Below are 19,616 nucleotides of genomic sequence, written 5' to 3' on the forward strand. Positions count from 1 at the left end.
AAACAAGTTTTAGTTATCGCTGTTGAGCGATTGGTACTGTGCGAGCTGTTCATTCGCACGTTTGAGTTCCGCCTTAATTTGATCAAAACCAGTACCACCCAAGGAATGACGTCGTTCAACCGCGACCTTGGCGTCTAAATCATGATAGACGTCTTCATCGATCAACGGTGAAATTTCCTTGTATTCCGCTAACGGAATATCTTGAAGCGGTCGATTCTTTTTCAAACCATCCAAGACCAGCTTTCCCACAATCGCATGGGCTTCACGGAACGGAATACCTTTGTTAGCCAAGTAATCAGCTAATTCGGTTGCATTTGAGAAATCATTGGTGGTGGCATTTGCCATCCGTTCTTCATTAACAGTCAACGTTGCGAGCATCCCAGTAAACACATGCAAACTAGTCAAGATAGTGTTTACGGTATCAAAAGCGCCTTCCTTATCTTCTTGTAAATCTTTGTTGTAAGCTAGCGGGATGGCTTTCATCACGGTGAGTAACCCCATCAAATTGCCATAGACCCGACCAGACTTACCACGGATCAATTCAGCCATATCGGGATTCTTCTTTTGTGGCATGATTGAACTCCCGGTTGAAAATTGATCACTCAAGCTCAGATATTTGAATTCATAACTGCTCCAAGAAACAATTTCTTCACAGAAGCGTGAGAGATGCATCATCAAAATCGACGCATTACTCAAGAACTCTAACACAAAGTCCCGATCAGAAACGGCATCCAAACTATTATGATAGACGTCACTGAAGCCCAATAATTTGGCACTATATTCACGGTCGATTGGGAACGTTGTCCCTGCTAAGGCCGCGGCGCCCAGTGGCGAAATATCGGTATGCTTCATATTGAATTCAAACCGTTCCATGTCTCGCTTGAACATTTGATAATAGGCCAACAAATAATGACCATACGAGATTGGCTGAGCATGTTGCAAATGCGTATAGCCTGGCATGATCGTTTCAACATTTTCACTCGCTTTTTCAACGAGGACGTTTTCCAAATCATGCAACCGATCCAAAATTTTCGGTAACTGATGTTTCATGTATAAATGAAAGTCAGTTGCCACTTGATCATTCCGGGATCGTGCCGTATGCAATTTACCCGCAACAGGTCCGATCTCCTCCGTCAGCAAAGATTCAATATTCATGTGAATATCTTCGTTGACAGTTGAAAATTCGAGCTTGCCTTTTTGTAACTGTTGTTCCAGTTTTTCCAGTCCAGCTACGATTTGATCGACATCAGCAGCATCGAGAATACCAGTTTTTTTGAGCATCTTAACGTGTGCCAGCGAACCAGTGATGTCTTCGGCAGCAAGTAACTGATCAAAACCGATCGACGCCCCAAATTCGTCAACATACTTGGCACCAGTTTCAGTAAACCGGCCACCCCATAGTTTCTTGGTACTCATTAGGCATGTTCCTTAGTTGCTTTGGCTTCTGCTTGTGCCTTTGCTTGAACTTGGGCATTAACTTGCGTTGGGAGACCCCAAAGTTTGATGAAGCCGACAGCTGCTTGTTGGTCAAATTCATCAGCGGCAGTGTAAGTAGCTAAGTTCTTGTCATATAAGGAATTTGGTGACTTCCGTCCTTCAGTAATGACATTTCCTTTGAACAATTGAACCCGCACAACGCCATTAACAACTTGTTGAGTTTCTTTCAAGAAGGCCAACATAGCGTTCATGAGTGGTGAGAACCAAAGACCATTGTAGATGGTGTCCGCTAATTTTTGTTCAATGATTGGCTTGAAATGTGCTAATTCACGTTCAAAAGTTAAGTCTTCCAAATCCTTGTGTGCCTTGAGTAAAACCGTTGCGGCAGGTGCTTCGTAGACTTCACGTGACTTAATCCCGACTAACCGGTTTTCAATATGGTCAATCCGGCCAATCCCATGTTCGCCGGCAATCTTGTCCAATTTAACGATTAAATCAGCCAAATTCATAGCTTCGCCGTCCAAAGCAACGGGTACACCAGCTTCGAAAGTAATTTCGAGGACTGTTGGCTTGTCTGGCGTATCAGCTAATGCCTTGGTCCGATCAAAGGCATCCGCAGGGGCACCTTCCCAAGGATCTTCCAAAATCCCACATTCATTAGCCCGACCCCAAAGGTTTTCATCGATGGAGTATGGGCTGTTTAATTTAATTGGCACAGGAATGTTATGTTTCTTTGCATAGTCAATTTCTTCTTCACGTGACCAGTGCCAGTCACGAACAGGCGCTTCGATCTTAATGTCTGGTGCCAAGGCATGAATGGCAACTTCGAAACGAACTTGGTCATTCCCTTTACCAGTACAGCCATGCGCAATAGCAACGGCATGTTCTTTCTTAGCTAAGGTAACCAATTTCTTAGCAATCAAGGGACGCGATAAAGCTGAAACCAATGGATATTCGCCTTCATACAAGGTGTGACCCTGTAAAGCAATCAAAGCGTATTCTTCAGCGAATTCTTGTTTCGCATCGATCATGTATGAGGAAACGGCCCCGAGCTGGATTGCCTTGTCCTTAATCGCTGCCATGTCCTTGCCTTCACCAACATCAATACAGCAAGCAACAACATCGTAACCTTTGTCCTTCAACCAACTAATTGCGACTGATGTATCGAGACCACCTGAATAAGCGAGAATAATTTTATCATTTTGTTTGACCATTGATTTGTACCTCCAAAAAGTTTATGTCTGTTTCTCAATGACAGTATCGTACCACCAGATTTAACTTTATGCAACGATTTTTATAAAATATTCGCTATTTTTCAAATATTCAGTAAAATTACGGATATTTATGCATTTATTCATTTTGTTATGTATGAAGCGTCTCATTTTCCAGTCCAAATAAATAAGCCTTCTTAACTTTTAAGTGGTTATTATTAGTGCACTCCATCAGGTGACCCGTCGGCAAAAAAGAGCCTAAAAAAAAGAAGCTCCCTCGATTGGGAACTTCTCCTTTACATAGCAATCTAACTTATTCAACGACCTTGCGAACAAATGGATCTGATGAAATACCTTGTGACAAGATCAATTTTGCCCATTCTTTAGCGGAGAATAAGGAATGATCCTTATAATTCCCACAACTGTCGATGGTCGTCCCTTGAACGTCTTTCCATTCAGCGGGACCAGCGATGAATTCTAATGAGGACTTCAAAGCTTTAGCAACTTCTTCAGTGCTGTGTTCACCCCAAGTGATCAAATGGAAACCAGTCCGGCAACCGAATGGTGAACAGTCAATAACGCCGCTCATCCGGTCACGCAATAGGCCAGCTAACATATGTTCAATCGTGTGCAAGCCAGCGGTATCAATCGCCGTCTTGTTAGGTTGAACTAACCGTAAATCAAAGTTGGTGATTGCGTCACCTTTCTCGCCATGTTCTACGGTAATTTTACGCACATATGGTGCTAAAACTTTCGTATGATCTAATGTAAAACTTTCAACTTTAGCCATATCTAAAACACTCCTCTATTTAAATTCTCATAACAATCTTAGTGTAGCACAATCCAAGCGTTATTTGGCAGTCGCAGCAGCTTCACGAGCTTTATCGCGTGCCAATACTGGCTTCAAATATTGGCCAGTGTAGCTTTCTGGTACGGCGGCAATTTCTTCTGGAGTCCCAGTTGCAATCACTGTCCCACCACCAGCGCCACCTTCTGGACCAAGGTCAATCAAATGATCAGCCGACTTCACGACATCCAGATTATGTTCAATAATCAAGACTGTGTTGCCAGCGTCAACCAGTCGCTCCAAGACGCCAATCAAGCGGCGAATATCTTCTGTATGCAGTCCCGTGGTCGGTTCATCTAAAATATAGAAGTTCTTCCCCGATTGTTGTTTGTGCAATTCAGAAGCTAACTTCATCCGTTGCGCTTCACCACCGGAAAGCGTCGTAGCTGGTTGGCCAAGTTTAACATAGCCTAAACCAACGTCGACCAATGTTTGAAGCTTCCGACGAATCTTTGGAATGGGTTCAAAGAACTTAACTGCTTCGGAAGCCGTCATTTTGAGGACATCCGCAATGTTCTTGCCCTTGTATTCGACTTCCAGCGTTTCAGAATTATATTGTTGACCATGACAAACTTCACAAGGTACGAACACATCTGGCAAGAAGTTCATTTCAATTTTCAAAATACCATCACCGTGACACGCTTCACAACGCCCACCCTTGATGTTAAAACTGAACCGCCCTTTTTGATATCCGCGGAGTTTGGCTTCATTCGTTTGGGCAAATAAATCTCGAATATTGTCAAAAACACCCGTATACGTCGCTGGATTACTCCGTGGTGTCCGCCCAATCGGACTTTGGTCAATATTAACTAAGCGTTCAATATTTTTCACGCCACTAATTGATTTATATTTACCAGGCTTTTCAGAATTATTATTTAACTTCTGTGCCAAGGCCCGCTTCAAAATATCATTTACCAAGGTTGATTTACCGGAACCAGAAACCCCAGTCACCACGATAAACTCACCTAATGGAAAATCAACGTCAATTTGTTTGAGATTATTTTCGGCTGCACCGGTAATCCGAATCTTCTTACCATTGCCAGCCCGCCGCTCTGCTGGGACTGGAATAAATTTCTTCCCAGCAAGATACTGTCCAGTCAGTGATTTACGTGACCGTGCCACTTGCTTCGGAGTACCAGCCGCCATGACTTCGCCACCATTTTCGCCGGCACCCGGACCAATATCAATGATATAATCCGCTGCCCGCATGGTGTCTTCATCATGTTCGACAACAATCAAGGTATTACCCAGATCACGCATCTTTTTCAGAGAACTGATCAGCCGGTCATTGTCCCGTTGATGCAACCCAATCGAAGGTTCATCCAAGATATAAAGCACCCCTGATAGGTTAGAACCAATCTGCGTTGCTAATCGAATCCGTTGGGCTTCCCCACCAGACAATGTTCGCGCCGCACGACTCAACGTTAAGTAGGCTAACCCCACATTTTGTAAGAAGGTCAACCGATCCCGAATTTCTTTTAGAATTGGCTTGGCAATGACTAAGGATTGTTCCGATAATTTCAAGTCTTCAAAGAATGCCAGTTCATCACCAATCGCTTCATCGGAAACTGTCCCGATGTGTTCACCACCAACCTTAACGGATAAGGCCTTGCGATTCAAACGGAAGCCATGACAAGTTTGGCAAGTCAGTTCCGTCATGTATTTACGCATCACATCACGCGTAAAATCACTGCTAGTTTCACGATAACGGCGATCAACGTTATTCATTACGCCTTCGAAAACGGCATCGACATCACGGACACCACCAAAGTCATTTTGATAATGAAAGTGGAATTCTTTACCATTCGAACCATACAATACCGTCTGTTGGTCTGCCTTGGATAAGTCTTCAAATGGCACGTTCATCGGAATATCGAGTTGTTCACAGGCTTGCTTCAACATTTCTGGATAGTATTGTGAACTGATTGGATTCCAAGGCGCCAAGGCCCCTTCATCCAAGGTCAAACTCTTATCTGGTACGACCAAGTCTTCATCGACTTCCAGCTTAACGCCTAAGCCTTCACAATCTGGGCAAGCGCCTTGGGGAGCATTAAACGAAAATAACCGTGGTTCCAGTTCGCCCACCGTAAAGCCACAAACCGGACAAGCATAGTGTTCAGAAAACAGAATTGGTTCCTCGCCAATCACATCCGCAATCGCATAGCCACCACTTAATCGCAGCGCGGCTTCAAATGAATCAAAGAGTCGTGAACGGTCGCCCGGTTTAACGACAATCCGATCAATAACAATTTGGATGGTATGTTTTTGATTCTTGTTTAAGTCAAAGGTTTCACTAATATCATGGGTTTCACCATCAACCCGAATCCGGACAAAGCCTTCACGTTTGATCTTCTCAAAAATCTTTTTATGTTCACCCTTCTTCTCACGTACAATCGGTGACAAGATTTGTAACTTCGTGCGTTCTGGTAACTTTTGGACTCGGTCAACCATTTGTTCAACGGTCTGACTCGCAATCGGTGTTCCATCATTAGGACAGATTGGGGTCCCTACTCGTGCCCACAATAATCGGAGATAATCATTAATTTCAGTGACCGTCCCAACCGTTGAACGCGGATTTTTTGAGGTCGTTTTCTGGTCAATTGAAATTGCGGGACTGAGCCCGTCAATTGAATCAACATCAGGTTTTTGCATTTGGCCTAAGAATTGACGTGCGTACGCTGACAAACTTTCAACGTAGCGCCGTTGACCTTCAGCATAGAGCGTGTCAAAGGCCAAAGAACTCTTACCGGAACCAGACAGCCCGGTCACGACCACCAGTTTGTCGCGGGGAATCGTGACATCAATATTCTTTAAATTATGGGCGCGGGCGCCGTGAATAACGATCTTATCGTTTGCCAAAAAAAGGACCTCCTAGCTGATCTGTGCTTTCAATTCCATTACGGTGTCCCGTAAGGTTGCGGCTTGTTCGAAGTCAAGCTTCTTAGCCGCTGTCTTCATTTGTTCCTCTAATTTACTGATTAAATCTAACTGTTGTTCATGCGTCATATCGTCAAAGTCGGTTTCCAAGAAATCGTCTTTCTTGCCAGCGTCTTCCGTATTCTTCGTTGACGCAATTAGCTCTGGAATCGCCTTCTTAATGGTCTTTGGCGTAATATGATGATCTTGATTGTATTTTTCTTGAATTCCACGACGCCGAGCGGTTTCATCAATCGCCGCTTGCATTGAATCCGTTGTCGAGTCCGCATACATAATCACGGCCCCATTTTCATTCCGGGCGGCCCGACCAATCGTTTGAATCAGTGACCGTTCATTCCGTAAGAAGCCTTCCTTATCCGCATCCAAAATTGCCACTAAGGACACTTCAGGAACATCAATCCCTTCACGTAAGAGGTTGATCCCGACCAGCACATCATACTTGCCCAAGCGCAAGTCACGGATAATCTTGGTCCGTTCCAAGGTCTTGATGTCACTGTGCAAGTAAGCAACTTTGATTCCCAAATCTTTCAGATAATCCGTTAAATCTTCGGACATCTTCTTCGTTAAGGTCGTAATAAAGACCCGTTCATCCCGATCAATCCGCTTGTTAATCTCGCCAACCAAATCATCAATCTGACCCATGATTGGCCGGACTTCAATCGTTGGATCCAACAAACCAGTTGGCCGAATAATCTGTTGCACGACATGTTTCGTCCGATCCATTTCGTAAGGACCGGGTGTCGCAGACATATAAACGACTTGATTGATATGTTGTTCAACTTCTTCGAGCTTTAACGGCCGATTATCTAAGGCTGACGGTAACCGAAAACCATAGTCTACCAGCATCTGTTTCCGTGCGCGGTCACCATTATACATTCCCCGAACCTGTGGCATCGTGACATGTGATTCATCAACGACCATCAAAAAGTCTTTCGGGAAAAAATCTAGTAACGTATAAGGCGGCTCGCCCGGTTTACGACCATCCATGAAACGTGAATAGTTTTCAATCCCACTGGTGTAGCCCATTTCACGCAACATTTCAATATCATAGGTGGTTCGTTGCTTTAAACGTTGTGCTTCCAATAATTTGCCGTCGTTATCAAGTTCCTTTAATCGCCCGTTCATCTCATCTTCAATCCCATTAATAGCATGTTCCATAATGGCATCATTCGTCATAAAATGGGTTGCCGGGAAAATTGCCACATGATCACGATCAGCAACAATTTCACCGGTCAACGCATCAATTTCACGAATCCGGTCAATTTCATCGCCGAAGAATTCAACCCGTAACGCGTGATCATCACGTGATGCTGGGAAAATTTCGACAACATCTCCGTGAACTCGGAACCGGCCCCGTTGAAAATCAATGTCGTTGCGATCAAATTGAATATCAATTAATTTTCGTAACAAGTCGTCCCGTGGAATTTCCATGCCAACCCGAAGTGAAACCACATGATCTTTATATTCATGCGGATCCCCCAAACCGAAGATACTAGAAACTGAAGCTACAACAATCACATCGTTACGTTCTAATAATGAACTCGTCGCAGAATGTCGTAACTTATCGATTTCATCATTAATAGCGGAATCCTTTTCGATATATGTGTCACTTGAAGGCACATAAGCTTCGGGTTGATAATAATCATAGTAACTGACAAAGTATTCCACAGCATTATTCGGGAAAAACTTCTTGAATTCACCGTATAACTGACCCGCTAAAGTCTTATTATGAGACAAAATTAACGTTGGCCGATTTTCTTGCGCAATCACATTTGAAATCGTGAATGTTTTACCGGTCCCGGTAGCTCCCAGCAAAATTTGTTCCTTTTCGCCAGCATCTAAACCCGCCGTTAATTTTTGAATAGCCTGGGGTTGGTCCCCCGTTGGCTGATAGTCTGAAACTAAGTCAAATTTGTTATCATCAACGCGATCAATCAAAAGCGACTCCTCCTTTAAAGGGTTTAATTTTATTAACGTTTTCCGCTCTGAGCGGCATAAAAAATAGGCAAGCACCCGCTTCCCTATCAATTACAAATCGCTATTCATTTTAGCACATCGAACATACTTTCGCTATTAATTGGATTGCGTTGTGGCCGTTAATATTTCGGTAGTCAATGCTTGCAACTTGTCTTGGTTCGTAAACGACTCAGCCAACATTTCTGGCAACACAGCTTGCAAGAAATATTGCACACTGACAAGTTGCTTGAAGGATACGATGGTCTTTAAACTTTCCCGATAGATGTCCGTGAAAACTGGCTCTGGATTTCCTTTTTGAATCTCACCAAATGACTCGTATAGCAGATCAACTTTATCAGCAACCGATAAAATCTGGCCTTCTAGCGTTGCATCTTTTCCTTCCGATAACCGGCGAGAATAGGCCGCTTGAAATTCGGCTGGGATTTCATTTTGAACGAAGTTTTGTGAGAGCTTATGTTCCACATCCGCTAACATTTCGCGTAAGGTCGCCGTCGCATATTTGACTGGTGTCTTAATATCACCAATGAAGCGTTCGTTATAGTCATGATTCAACGCTTTCTCATATAGTGAACGCCAGTCAACTTGATGACCCGCATTTTCTTCCACGTCACCTAAAAATTGGGCGATTTCTGCGACTTTAAATGAGTGCGCCGCTACCGAGTGATTTTGATACTTAAAGAACCCCGGCGCACGTTGAATTGTTTCCAAGTTACTCAAGCTTTGTAAATATTGATGCATTCCCATCTCAATCACCTTCCTGAATTAAGTTAAATTGGACCTAGTGTACCAAAACCAACGATTTCGAGCAACTAAAAAGGCAACTCTGCTCTTGCAAAGTCACCATTGATGATTGCTATTTTAATTGGACAGCCATTAATTAGGCTGCTTTCGCTTTGCTCCCCGGTTGACGCAACATAAATGCCATCAAGTAAGAGACGATCAGGAAGCCCGAAACGACGATATAAGGATAGTGCGTGTTCATGTCCAGTAGCATTCCCGACATGATTGGTCCCACAATATTACCCACACTCGTCAAAGACATGTTCAGCCCGTTGATCAGCCCCTGATTAGACTCACTCGCTTTGGTCAATAACGTTGTAATTGCGGGCCGTAATAAGTCGAAGGCAGAAAAGATAACCAGTGTGGCAATCATAACTTCCCACTTCGTATGGGCTTGCGTGATCCAAATCGTACAAATTGCGGCTGATGCAAAACAAACCCGAATCACCCGACGCTCACCGAAACGTTGCACAAACGTATCAAACAAGGCGACTTGTAGGAACAACGAAATCAGACCATTCAACGTCAAAACCAACGCAATGTTGTTCAAGCTAAAATGGAACACTTCATTCACATAAATACTATAAATGCTTTCAAATCCCTGTAATCCAAAGGAAGACACGAGAATCATCGTAAACAGGATAATAATTGGCACAGTCCAAAAAGCACGGGTCATTGGATGATGCGCTGGCTCAGTTGTCTCAACTGGTTCTAAGTCTGTTTTCGCTAAAGTCTCTGCATCACTTGGTAAGAGACTGATCAACACAATTGCTGAAATCAGCCCCAGCGTCCCAGCTACCCAGAATGGGGTCTTATAGCTGATCCCAGCTAAAATGCCACCAATCCCAGGTCCCAAAATCAACCCGCCACTAAAAGCAGCTGATAACCAGCCGATAACCTTGGCCCGCTGACGTTTGGTCGTGATATCCGACGCCAATGCCATAGCAGTTGGCACAACCATCGCCGCGGATAGCCCACCAATCAACCGCGAAATATTGAACATCCAAAGGTGATTGGTCAATGCAAATAGGAATTCCGAAACCATGTATAAGAACAAGCCGGCTGTTAACACTGGCTTACGTCCAATTCGATCAGACACGCGCCCGATAATCGGTGAAGCCACAAACTGTGCCAACGCAAACAAAGCATTCATTATCCCCATGTCAGTCGCTGTTAACTGAAGATCATTTTTAATAAACGGCATAACTGGTATGACCAAACTGATCCCTAGACAGACTAAAAATTCACTAAAAACTAAAATAAAAATGGCACGTTTCGTTTGACGGCTCATTAGCTTCACCTCGGACTTTCTCTTTTCACACAATAACGTACATCATAACAAGCAATCATCATAATTGTCCACTTTTATAACCGTAATAATTGGTCTAATTCATCTCAACGGACAAAACACTTGAAATTGCGTACAATAGAGCTAACTACCATAAGGGAGGTCTAGCAGTTATGTCACCCGAATTAACCGGTTTCACTAATGTTCAAAAAATCGCCCCAACCATTATTGTTGATCTACGTTATGCGACCACCAATAATTTTACCCACCAAGTGATTTACGACTTTACCACCGCAATTGTCCGCACTGGGACAGCACATAAATTGGCTGCCGCTAATCAGGCGCTGGCGACTCTAGGCTACCGTTTAAAAATCTGGGACGCCTATCGACCAGTCAGTGCACAGAAACGGCTCTTCAACGTTTATCCGGATCTCGAATTTGTCGCCAAGCCCAATCCTAATTTCAGCCATCAAAAAGGCGTCACCTTAGATTTAACGCTGACCGACCTCGCAGGTAACGAGTGCCCAATGCCGACCGCCTTTGACGACTTTAGCCCGCTAGCCCATCGTGATGCCCCACGAACCGCCATTCAAAATCACTACTATCAAATTTTAAACACTGCCATGACTCAGGCCGGCTTTGTCGGTTATGAAAATGAGTGGTGGGATTATCGTGATACCGACATGGCTAGCTTTCAACCCTTGGCGGCTGACCCGAATGATTATCAATAAAGGTTGAAAGTTAAAAATTGCTGGTCTGATCGAGGACATCAACAATCAGGTCATGAAAACTAGTCGCTTACTGCTGCTTCCCGTTGTTACCGATAACATCGTACTTTGACTAGCACCGTCCCCCACAGCGCACCAAGTTTGACTGACGGAGCGCTGACTATGGCGAGTCTACTTTACATGTAATGGTTACTGGTACTGGGACAGTTGTGATGCTTTTGAGTCTTTCAACCTTTAGCAGACACTTTAAAAAGCCACAAAAAAACTGGCCACCGAGAATTCGGCAACCAGTTTTTTTGCTTAATTATTCTTTGATGAACGCTTGAATGGCTTGGTCAAATTGATCAAGCTTCGAGTTAGCTTCGTCTAGACTATCACCTAAAGTCCCAATATAGAACTTGATTTTAGGTTCAGTCCCAGATGGGCGAATCGCGATCCAGGTGCCATCGTCGAGTTTGTACTTCAAGACATTCGCAGTTGGTAACGCAATCGGTGCCGTATGACCATCCGCAAAGGTTTCAGTTTGTGACGCAAAGTCTTCCGTCGACACTACTTTGTACCCAGCAAAATCAACGGGTGCTTCATTCCGGAATTTGGTCATCAGTGCTTTGATCTTATCGCCACCACCAACGCCATCGAATTCTTCTGAAGTTGTCTTTTCACGGAAATAACCGTATTCCGCAAACAAGTCTTGCAACCCGTCATAAAGATTCTTGCCTTGTTGCTTATAGTAAGCAGCGACTTCGGCTAACAAGACAGTCGTTTGAATGGCATCTTTATCATGTACGAATGGTTTGATCAAATAACCATAGCTTTCCTCAAAACCGAACATGTAAGTATGTTCGCCAGTCTCTTGGAAGTGCTCGATTTGTTCCGCAATGTACTTGAATCCAGTCAAAACGTTGATCATTTCAACATGGTATGACGCCGCAACTTTGGTGGCAAATTCACTAGAAACAATCGACTTAACCGCCGCAGCATTAGCAGGTAACGTCCCGGCATCTTTGTTTGCTTGTAAGATGTAGTGTAACAAGACAGCAGCGATTTGATTACCCGTGAGTAGAACGTAGTCGCCATTAGGTTGGCGGACAGCCGTTCCTAAACGATCAGCATCGGGGTCAACGGCGATTAAAACATCTGCGCCCTCTTTTTTACCCAAATCAATCGCCATTTTAAAGGCTTCTGGAAATTCTGGGTTTGGAAACTTAACCGTTGAAAATTCAGGGTCAGCAACAGCTTGTTCTTTAACCACACTGAAGTTTTTAAAACCGGCGTTCCGTAAGGCCTTCTCACCTAACATCCGCCCAGTACCGTGTAACGGTGTGAATACAAGCTTCATGTCCTTACCAACTTCATCGATCAACTTTTGGTTGATATTAACAGTTTTAACTTCTGCTAAATAGGCTTGGTCCACATCGTCGCCAATAATCGTCATCGTCTTATCCGCAAGTAATTGGGATTCATCTGCCACTTTAATGGCAAATAAGTCAGTCACTTTCCGAATATACGACGTAATTAAATCTGATTCCTTTGGTGGCATTTGACCGCCATCTTCACCATAAATCTTATAACCGTTGTATTGCTTAGGATTATGGCTAGCGGTAATCATGATACCGGCATAGGTGTGTAAATGCCGTACCGTAAAGGATAATTCTGGTGTTGGCCGTAAGCTTTCAAAGACAAACGACTTGATTCCGTGTTCGCCTAAAACCCGGGCAGATTCATGGGCGAAATCTTCTGAATGGTGCCGCGAGTCAAAACTAATCGCAACCCCGCGTTCCTTAACTTCAGCATCTAACGTATCCATAAACGTCGCGAGACCTTCAGTCGCCTGCCGTACCGTATAGATATTCATCCGATTGATCCCAGGTCCGAGAACGCCACGCATTCCGGCGGTCCCGAATTCCATTGGTTGATAAAATGCATCTTCTAGTGTCGCGTCATCACCGGCGCTGGCTTTTAATTCTTGTTTAAGGCTTGATTCAAGTGTTGCTTGGTTTTTCCAAGTTTCATAAGTGTCTTTCCAACTCAAGTAGATCATCCCCAATTCTTATTGTTGTTAGTGCTTACAAAAATAGTATACAACAGACACGCCGTCCACATCCTAAAATTTGCTAAAAATCCCGTTAAAACGGCAGATTCCTGTCAACTTTATCTGCTCATTAATTGCTTGGCTTAACAATTTGTCAGTCGTAAATTGCTTAACTAACCAACTGAAATTGGTATAATTATGTTAATAAAGGAGGCAGTCATGACTTTTTATTCATACGGCTATTTAACGCATCAAAACAGTAACCACACACTATTTCAGTTGGCAGTCATCAGTATTATCATTTTAGTCATCGCCTTTGTGAGTTGGCTTTGGTATCGCCATAAAACTGACCTTAAATATCGTGATTTGTTTATTATTATGGTGTTGCTCTTATTTTTATCAGTTGGCATTCAATTTAATGAGTGGCAAAGTCTCCAATCAAGCTTTTCACAAAAATCTCAAGTCACCCAAATTATGCAACGGGTAGCTGACGAAAAAGGTGTCGCCCGTCAGAAAGTTTGGTCGAATACGTCAACAATCAGTAATGGCATGCTTATCAAGGTCAACGGAAGAATCTACAATGTCACCGTTAATCCGGACGGCAATAGTTATACCTTAACCAAAGCAACACCCATCAATGGTCACTTAACTTATGTGCGGGAGGACAAGTAAATGTTTTCTTATTGGGATGTTTCCATCAAGCTAGCTTTAGGCTTATTAACCATCATTTTACAAATCAATTTATCTGGAAAAAGTAATCTCGCCCCCATCAGTGCACTGGATCAGGTGCAAAATTATGTTTTAGGGGCAATTGTCGGCGGGATGATTTATAGCACCAGTGTGACCGTCTTACAGTACATCCTCGTTTTACTCATTTGGACATTGCTGGTTTTGGCCCTGCGCTTTTTGACCCATCATAACCGCTATGTCAAGCAACTCATTGACGGCAAACCACAGCTGCTGATAAAAAATGGTGAACTACTCGTCGCCACCGCACTCAAAAATGGCATGAGTGCCAATGATCTCGCTTTCCGGTTACGGACTGAAGGCATCACCGATATCCGCTTCGTCAAACGGGCAGTACTGGAACAAAACGGCCAATTGACTATTACCCAGGTCGGTGACGATTCTATCAAATACCCAATCATTGTTGATGGCCAACTGAATGCGGATGCACTTGAGACGAGCAATCATGATCTCAGCTGGCTACAAGCCCAATTAGCTGCCCAACACTATGAGATCAGTGATATTTATCTTGGGACTTATACCAACAAACAATTGTTACTCTTTCCCTATCAACACTAAAACCGCGTGAACACTGATTTAACTAACGGATATCCTACTAGTAACAGTTACATTGAAAATGGGCTCACCTACATTCAGGCAAAAAAACGAGGTTGAATTCATCGTTAAGAATTCAACCTCGTTTTAAATTTAGTTTCAATCTAGTTGTTAACTTTATCGCCCAATGCAGTGATGTAACTGTAGACTTGTTGTCCAGCAGTCCCACCTTCACCAACGGCAGTTGCTACTTGGCGGAGGTCTTTCTTACGAACATCACCAATAGCAAAGATCCCAGGAACTTTGGTTTCCATGTGATCGTTTGTTTCGATCCAACCATTTTCATCGGTAATGCCAAGATTACCGAATGGCTTGGTGATTGGGTTAATCCCAACGTAGATAAAGACCCCATCTACAGCCAATTCGCTGTTTTCACCGGTCTTATTATTGTTAATTTTAACACCAGTCACTTTTTTACCGTCACCGACGATTTCAGTCACGTTGCTATTCCAAACAAAATCCATCTTATCGTTACCAAAAGCTCGATCTTGCAGAATTTGTTGGGCACGGAGTTGATCGCGGCGATGAATAACCGTCACTTTATCAGCGAGTTGTGTCAAATAACTGCCTTCTTCGATTGCTGAGTCGCCACCACCAATGACAACGACATGCTTGTTACGGAAAAAGGCCCCATCACAAACGGCACAGTAGGAGACACCCCGGCCACCATACGTGTCTTCACCAGGCACACCGAGCTTCCGGTATTCTGAGCCAGTCCCAATGACTAATGCCTTAGTTTCAAACGTATCAGAATCGGTTTTGACGATTTTGACGTCGCCTTGATCTTCGACTGATTCAACACTCCCATAAGCATATTCTGCACCAAACTGGGTTGCTGATTCATACATGTCTTTCGCTAAATCTGGCCCTAAAATTGATTTAAAACCAGGATAGTTTTCGATTGCGGCGGTATTATTCATTTGGCCACCGTAGATACCGCGATCTAACAGTAACACTGATAAGTTGGCTCGTGAAGCATAGAGGGCCGCTGTCATCCCAGCAGGACCAGCACCAATAATAATCACGTCGTAACTCTTTGCCATTTCAAAAGACCCCTTCCACTAAAAATACTATGTGGCTAAATATACCCCCAAAATTTACATTTGTCGACTAAGTTGTTTGTACACAACTGAAAAGATTGGTTTCGAGGGTAATCCAACTAAAAAACGTTATAACTGGCTTTCAGCTATAACGTTTTAATCACTTATTTCGTGTTTTTCTTAGTCGTGCTTGCGTCAGCCTTAGTCAGCTTAGCACCTAAATCTTTAATATAAGCCCGTAAATCATCCTTAACATCTGGATGTTCCAAACCATATTCAATAGTTGTCTTTAAATAACCAAACTTGTAGCCAACATCATGCCGAGTCCCTTTAAATTCATGTGCAAATACCCGTTGCGTTTTATTTAAAGTATCGATAGCATCTGTTAGTTGGATTTCATTACCCTTACCAGGCTTCTGATGTTCCAAAACATTAAAGATCTCTGGTGTTAATAAGTAACGACCGATGATTGCTAAGTCACTAGGTGCTTCTTCAGGACTTGGCTTTTCAACAAAGTTATTAACATTGTACAAGCCAGGTTCTTTTTCACTTTCAGGATTAATAACCCCATACTTAGAAACTTCTTCGTGAGGAACTTTCATCACGGCCAAAGTTGAGGCATGCGTCTTATCATAACTATCCATTAATTGTTTAGTTAACGGCACTTTGTCTTCCATCAAGTCATCACCTAACATGACGACAAATGGTTCATCGCCAACGAAAGCCTTGGCAGTCAGAACTGCGTCGCCTAAGCCGCGAGGATGTGATTGACGAATAAAGTACAAGTTGACATCAGTCGTTTCTTGTACTAACTTCAACATTTCGTCCTTGTGCTTAGCCCGTAAATTATCTTCAAGTTCTGGGTTGGAATCGTAATAATCTTCAATACTACGCTTGCTCTTCCCAGTCACAATAACAATGTCTTCAATCCCAGACTTGCGTGCTTCATCCACGATAAACTGGATAGTTGGCTTGTCAACTATTGGTAACATTTCCTTTGGCATTGCTTTAGTTGCAGGTAAAAAACGAGTTCCTAAACCGGCAGCTGGAATCACTGCTTTTTTAACTCTAGACATATGATAATCCTCCTAAATAAAATGAAATTATGATAACCTACTGGATTTCAGGCTTACCCTCTCGACGCATTAATTGTGGAATCACCTGTTTAATATCAGCACCATTATATAAGACATCATAAATGGCACTCGTAATCGGCATGTCAATACCATGTTGTTGAGCCAGTTCATAGGCAGCCTTAGTTGATGGAATGCCTTCAATGACCATTCCCATCGTCTCAATCACTGTCTTCAAATCTTGACCCGCACCGAGCTCGTTACCAGCACGCCAGTTACGTGAATGGACACTTGTGGCTGTTACGATGAGATCACCAACACCGGATAACCCGATGAAAGTTAGTGGTTCAGCCCCCAAAGCTACTCCTAAACGACTGATTTCCGCAAGTCCACGAGTCATCAATGCCGCTTTAGCATCATCACCATAGCCCAGACCATGTAAGGCCCCAGCACCTAACGCAATGATGTTTTTCAAAGCAGCCCCGAGTTCAACACCAATTACATCATGGTTCGTATAAATTCGGAAATAATCATTCATGAATAACTTTTGAACCAATTTAGCAGCCGCTTCATCAGCACTGGCTGCCGTAATTAAGGTAATATCTTTTTTAGCCACTTCTTCTGCATGGCTTGGGCCAGATAACACTACAATTGCTTGTCGCGAAGTCGCTGGAATCTCTTCCGCTAAAACTTGTGACAACCGTTTATGGGTTTCAAGTTCCAACCCCTTGCTGGCATGGATAATGATTGGTCGTTGTTGACTTTGTTGTAAAACGGCCGTGACTTGTTGCGCCACGGAACGGATTGCTTTGGTTGGAACAACAAATAAGATTGCCGCGACCCCATCCAAAGCAGCAGCTAAGTCCGTATAGGCCGTTAGTGATTCGGAATAATGAAAATCATGGACGTAGCGTTCATTCGTGTGCTGATCATTTAATTCTGCAACTTGTGCTGCGGAATTTGACCATAACCGCACTTCATTCCCATTTTCATCCAATAAATTCGCTAAGATGCTGCCCCATGAGCCAGCACCTAAAACAGCAATTTTTTCTGTCATCCAAATAAACCTCTTATCTACTTATTTTCAGTGGCAATTTTTTGACCAGAACCATCAAGATACCACCGATTCTGGGTCAGGTGGCGTCGGCGCCAAATAATCAGTCCGATACTCCCAACAAATAATACCACAGATAACGCTTGTGAAATTCGAATTACATTAAATAGCATCAGCGAATCTGTCCGCATACCTTCCGTGAAAAAGCGTCCAAATGAATACCAAGCCACGTAAGCTAAGAAAACTTCGCCTTGTTTATAAAGGCCATTTTTATGCCTAGTCGTCATCAAGACCACGAACCCCAACAAATCCCACACAGACTCATATAAGAATGTTGGTTGTCGATAAGCACCATTGATGTTCATCTGCGAAATCAACCATTGTGGCAAGTGTAGACCTTGCAAGAAGCTCAAGCTAGTCACCCGGCCAAAGGCTTCTTGGTTCATGAAATTACCCCAACGCCCAATACCTTGCCCCATAATGACGGTTGGTGCCGCCACATCGAGCATGAGCCAAACCGGGATAAAGCGATGCTGACAAAACAAGAAAACAACGATGGCCGCCCCAATTAAGCCACCGTAGATGGCAATTCCACCATCCCAGATTCGAATGATTTCACCAGGATTTTGACTGTAATATGACCACTGAAAGGCAACATAATAAGTTCGCGCCGCAATCAATGTAAATGGTAAAGCCCATAAAATCATATCGTAAATATCATCCGGTCGAATACCACGTTGACGACCTTCACGCACTGCTAGTGCCACGGCAATCACAACCGCAGTCGCAATAATGACACCGTACCAATGTACCTCAATCGGCCCTAATCTTAAGGCGATTGGGTTTAATGCCCCCAAGACAGTTTTCACGCTGCTGCCATCTCCTTAATGCTTGTGAGAATCATGACTCGAATTTTCTTTGATCAAGGAGTTCAAATTATCATCGAAGACTTTCGTGGCATCATAGCCCATACTCTCCGCCCGGAAATTCATGGCGGCGGCTTCAATAATAATTGCTAAGTTTCGCCCAGTTTTAACTGGAATTGAAATCTCAGGAACCTCGACATCAAAGAACTTCCGTGACTGTTCTCCATTTCCTAGTCTATCAAATTGCTTATCAGGCGTCCAATTCTCTAAGTGGACGATGAGATCAATATCCGTGTCTTGACGAACCGCACCAGCACCAAATAAATTCATGACATCAATAATCCCAATCCCACGAATTTCTAGCAAATGGTTCAAAATCTTAGGTGCTTCGCCGACTAATGTTTGTTCATCTTGTTGATACACATCCACACGGTCATCAGCGATTAAGCGATGGCCACGTTTAACAAGTTCCAACGCGGTTTCACTTTTACCAACACCAGAGTCTCCGGTAATCAGTACCCCAAGGCCATAGATATCTACTAGGACCCCATGGACAGATTGACGTTCCGCGAGTTTACCTTCCAAGTAGTTCGTCATATTGCTTAAAACCCGTGATGATGTCATCTTAGTTCCTAAAATTGGCACCTTATTTTCTTCGCCAGCTTGAACCAGTTCTTCTGGTACTGGTAAGCCGGTTGAAATGACAAACGCTGGTGTCGTCAATTGACACATTTTGCGAAAAATCATTAAACGTTCATCATGGCTCATATTTTTTGAATAAGCGGTTTCAGTTTTACCTAAAAGTTGTACCCGTTCACGCGGATAATAATTAAAGTAACCAGTTAATGCTAACCCTGGTCGTGAAATATCACTAGTTGTGATAGCTTTGTCAGCTAAAAGTTCAGCGCCGTGATAAACGTCCAAACGGGTATTCTTTACTAAATCGGCAACTGTTACACTTCCTGCCAAGTTAATCCCTCCCAAATCAATCAGTTATTAAAAAAA

The 19,616-nt window shown here is 43.4% G+C and carries 16 protein-coding genes; 3 read left to right on the forward strand and 13 right to left on the reverse strand.

Going from position 1 to position 19,616, the window contains the following annotated elements; all coding sequences use genetic code 11:
* Window positions 1-9 precede the first annotated feature (9 nt).
* From argH to FFM64_RS01650, 7 genes are all read right to left on the reverse strand, one after another.
* Window positions 10-1,416 carry an argininosuccinate lyase gene (argH, locus tag FFM64_RS01620; RefSeq protein WP_137606247.1) on the reverse strand — a complete coding sequence of 469 codons (1,407 nt, stop codon included), beginning with the start codon at window positions 1,414-1,416 and terminating at the stop codon, window positions 10-12.
* Window positions 1,416-2,651 (reverse strand): argininosuccinate synthase, encoded by a 1,236-nt coding sequence (locus FFM64_RS01625; protein ID WP_137606248.1) that lies wholly within the window; start codon window positions 2,649-2,651, stop codon window positions 1,416-1,418. Before FFM64_RS01625 ends, argH begins: the two co-directional genes overlap by 1 nt.
* Window positions 2,652-2,961: 310 nt before the next feature.
* Window positions 2,962-3,438, reverse strand: a complete 477-nt coding sequence (locus FFM64_RS01630) for an S-ribosylhomocysteine lyase (protein WP_137606249.1) — start codon at window positions 3,436-3,438, stop codon at window positions 2,962-2,964.
* A 60-nt stretch (window positions 3,439-3,498) separates the two neighbouring features.
* The gene (uvrA, locus tag FFM64_RS01635) at window positions 3,499-6,354 is read right to left on the reverse strand and encodes an excinuclease ABC subunit UvrA (protein WP_137606250.1); all 2,856 of its coding nucleotides are present in this window, start codon (window positions 6,352-6,354) and stop codon (window positions 3,499-3,501) included.
* Between the two features lie 12 nt (window positions 6,355-6,366).
* The gene (uvrB, locus tag FFM64_RS01640) at window positions 6,367-8,370 is read right to left on the reverse strand and encodes an excinuclease ABC subunit UvrB (protein ID WP_137606251.1); all 2,004 of its coding nucleotides are present in this window, start codon (window positions 8,368-8,370) and stop codon (window positions 6,367-6,369) included.
* Between the two features lie 135 nt (window positions 8,371-8,505).
* Window positions 8,506-9,153: a YfbR-like 5'-deoxynucleotidase gene (locus tag FFM64_RS01645; protein WP_137606252.1), complete on the reverse strand. Its 648-nt coding sequence runs from the start codon at window positions 9,151-9,153 to the stop codon at window positions 8,506-8,508.
* Window positions 9,154-9,286: 133 nt separating this feature from the next.
* The gene (locus FFM64_RS01650; RefSeq protein ID WP_137606253.1) at window positions 9,287-10,480 is read right to left on the reverse strand and encodes an MFS transporter; all 1,194 of its coding nucleotides are present in this window, start codon (window positions 10,478-10,480) and stop codon (window positions 9,287-9,289) included.
* 170 nt (window positions 10,481-10,650) lie between these two features.
* Between FFM64_RS01650 and FFM64_RS01655 the strand changes: the two genes are divergently transcribed.
* Window positions 10,651-11,208: a M15 family metallopeptidase gene (locus FFM64_RS01655; protein ID WP_137606254.1), complete on the forward strand. Its 558-nt coding sequence runs from the start codon at window positions 10,651-10,653 to the stop codon at window positions 11,206-11,208.
* Window positions 11,209-11,509: 301 nt separating this feature from the next.
* Here the strand turns inward: FFM64_RS01655 and FFM64_RS01660 are convergent, their stop codons facing one another.
* Window positions 11,510-13,237, reverse strand: a complete 1,728-nt coding sequence (locus FFM64_RS01660; protein ID WP_137606381.1) for a phospho-sugar mutase — start codon at window positions 13,235-13,237, stop codon at window positions 11,510-11,512.
* Window positions 13,238-13,456: 219 nt separating this feature from the next.
* Between FFM64_RS01660 and FFM64_RS01665 the strand changes: the two genes are divergently transcribed.
* Both FFM64_RS01665 and FFM64_RS01670 read left to right on the forward strand, forming a co-directional pair.
* Window positions 13,457-13,909 (forward strand): DUF3290 domain-containing protein, encoded by a 453-nt coding sequence (locus tag FFM64_RS01665; protein WP_137606255.1) that lies wholly within the window; start codon window positions 13,457-13,459, stop codon window positions 13,907-13,909.
* On the forward strand, window positions 13,910-14,542 hold the full coding sequence (locus tag FFM64_RS01670; RefSeq protein WP_137606256.1) for a DUF421 domain-containing protein: 633 nt from the start codon (window positions 13,910-13,912) through the stop codon (window positions 14,540-14,542).
* A gap of 140 nt (window positions 14,543-14,682) precedes the next feature.
* Here FFM64_RS01670 and trxB read toward each other — a convergent pair whose 3' ends face one another.
* From trxB to hprK, 5 genes are all read right to left on the reverse strand, one after another.
* Window positions 14,683-15,621: a thioredoxin-disulfide reductase gene (trxB, locus tag FFM64_RS01675; protein WP_137606257.1), complete on the reverse strand. Its 939-nt coding sequence runs from the start codon at window positions 15,619-15,621 to the stop codon at window positions 14,683-14,685.
* Between the two features lie 161 nt (window positions 15,622-15,782).
* Window positions 15,783-16,694 (reverse strand): UTP--glucose-1-phosphate uridylyltransferase GalU, encoded by a 912-nt coding sequence (galU, locus tag FFM64_RS01680; RefSeq protein WP_137606258.1) that lies wholly within the window; start codon window positions 16,692-16,694, stop codon window positions 15,783-15,785.
* A 37-nt stretch (window positions 16,695-16,731) separates the two neighbouring features.
* A complete protein-coding gene (locus FFM64_RS01685; protein WP_137606259.1) occupies window positions 16,732-17,748 on the reverse strand; it encodes an NAD(P)H-dependent glycerol-3-phosphate dehydrogenase in 1,017 nt (338 codons plus the stop codon).
* A 17-nt stretch (window positions 17,749-17,765) separates the two neighbouring features.
* Window positions 17,766-18,614, reverse strand: coding sequence for a prolipoprotein diacylglyceryl transferase (gene lgt, locus FFM64_RS01690; protein ID WP_137606260.1), 849 nt, complete (start codon window positions 18,612-18,614; stop codon window positions 17,766-17,768).
* Between the two features lie 15 nt (window positions 18,615-18,629).
* A complete protein-coding gene (gene hprK, locus FFM64_RS01695; RefSeq protein ID WP_137606261.1) occupies window positions 18,630-19,580 on the reverse strand; it encodes an HPr(Ser) kinase/phosphatase in 951 nt (316 codons plus the stop codon).
* Between the last annotated feature and the right edge of the window lie 36 nt (window positions 19,581-19,616).

The sequence above is a fragment of the Lactiplantibacillus daoliensis genome, from assembly GCF_005405005.1.
GTDB classification, from domain to species: domain Bacteria; phylum Bacillota; class Bacilli; order Lactobacillales; family Lactobacillaceae; genus Lactiplantibacillus; species Lactiplantibacillus daoliensis.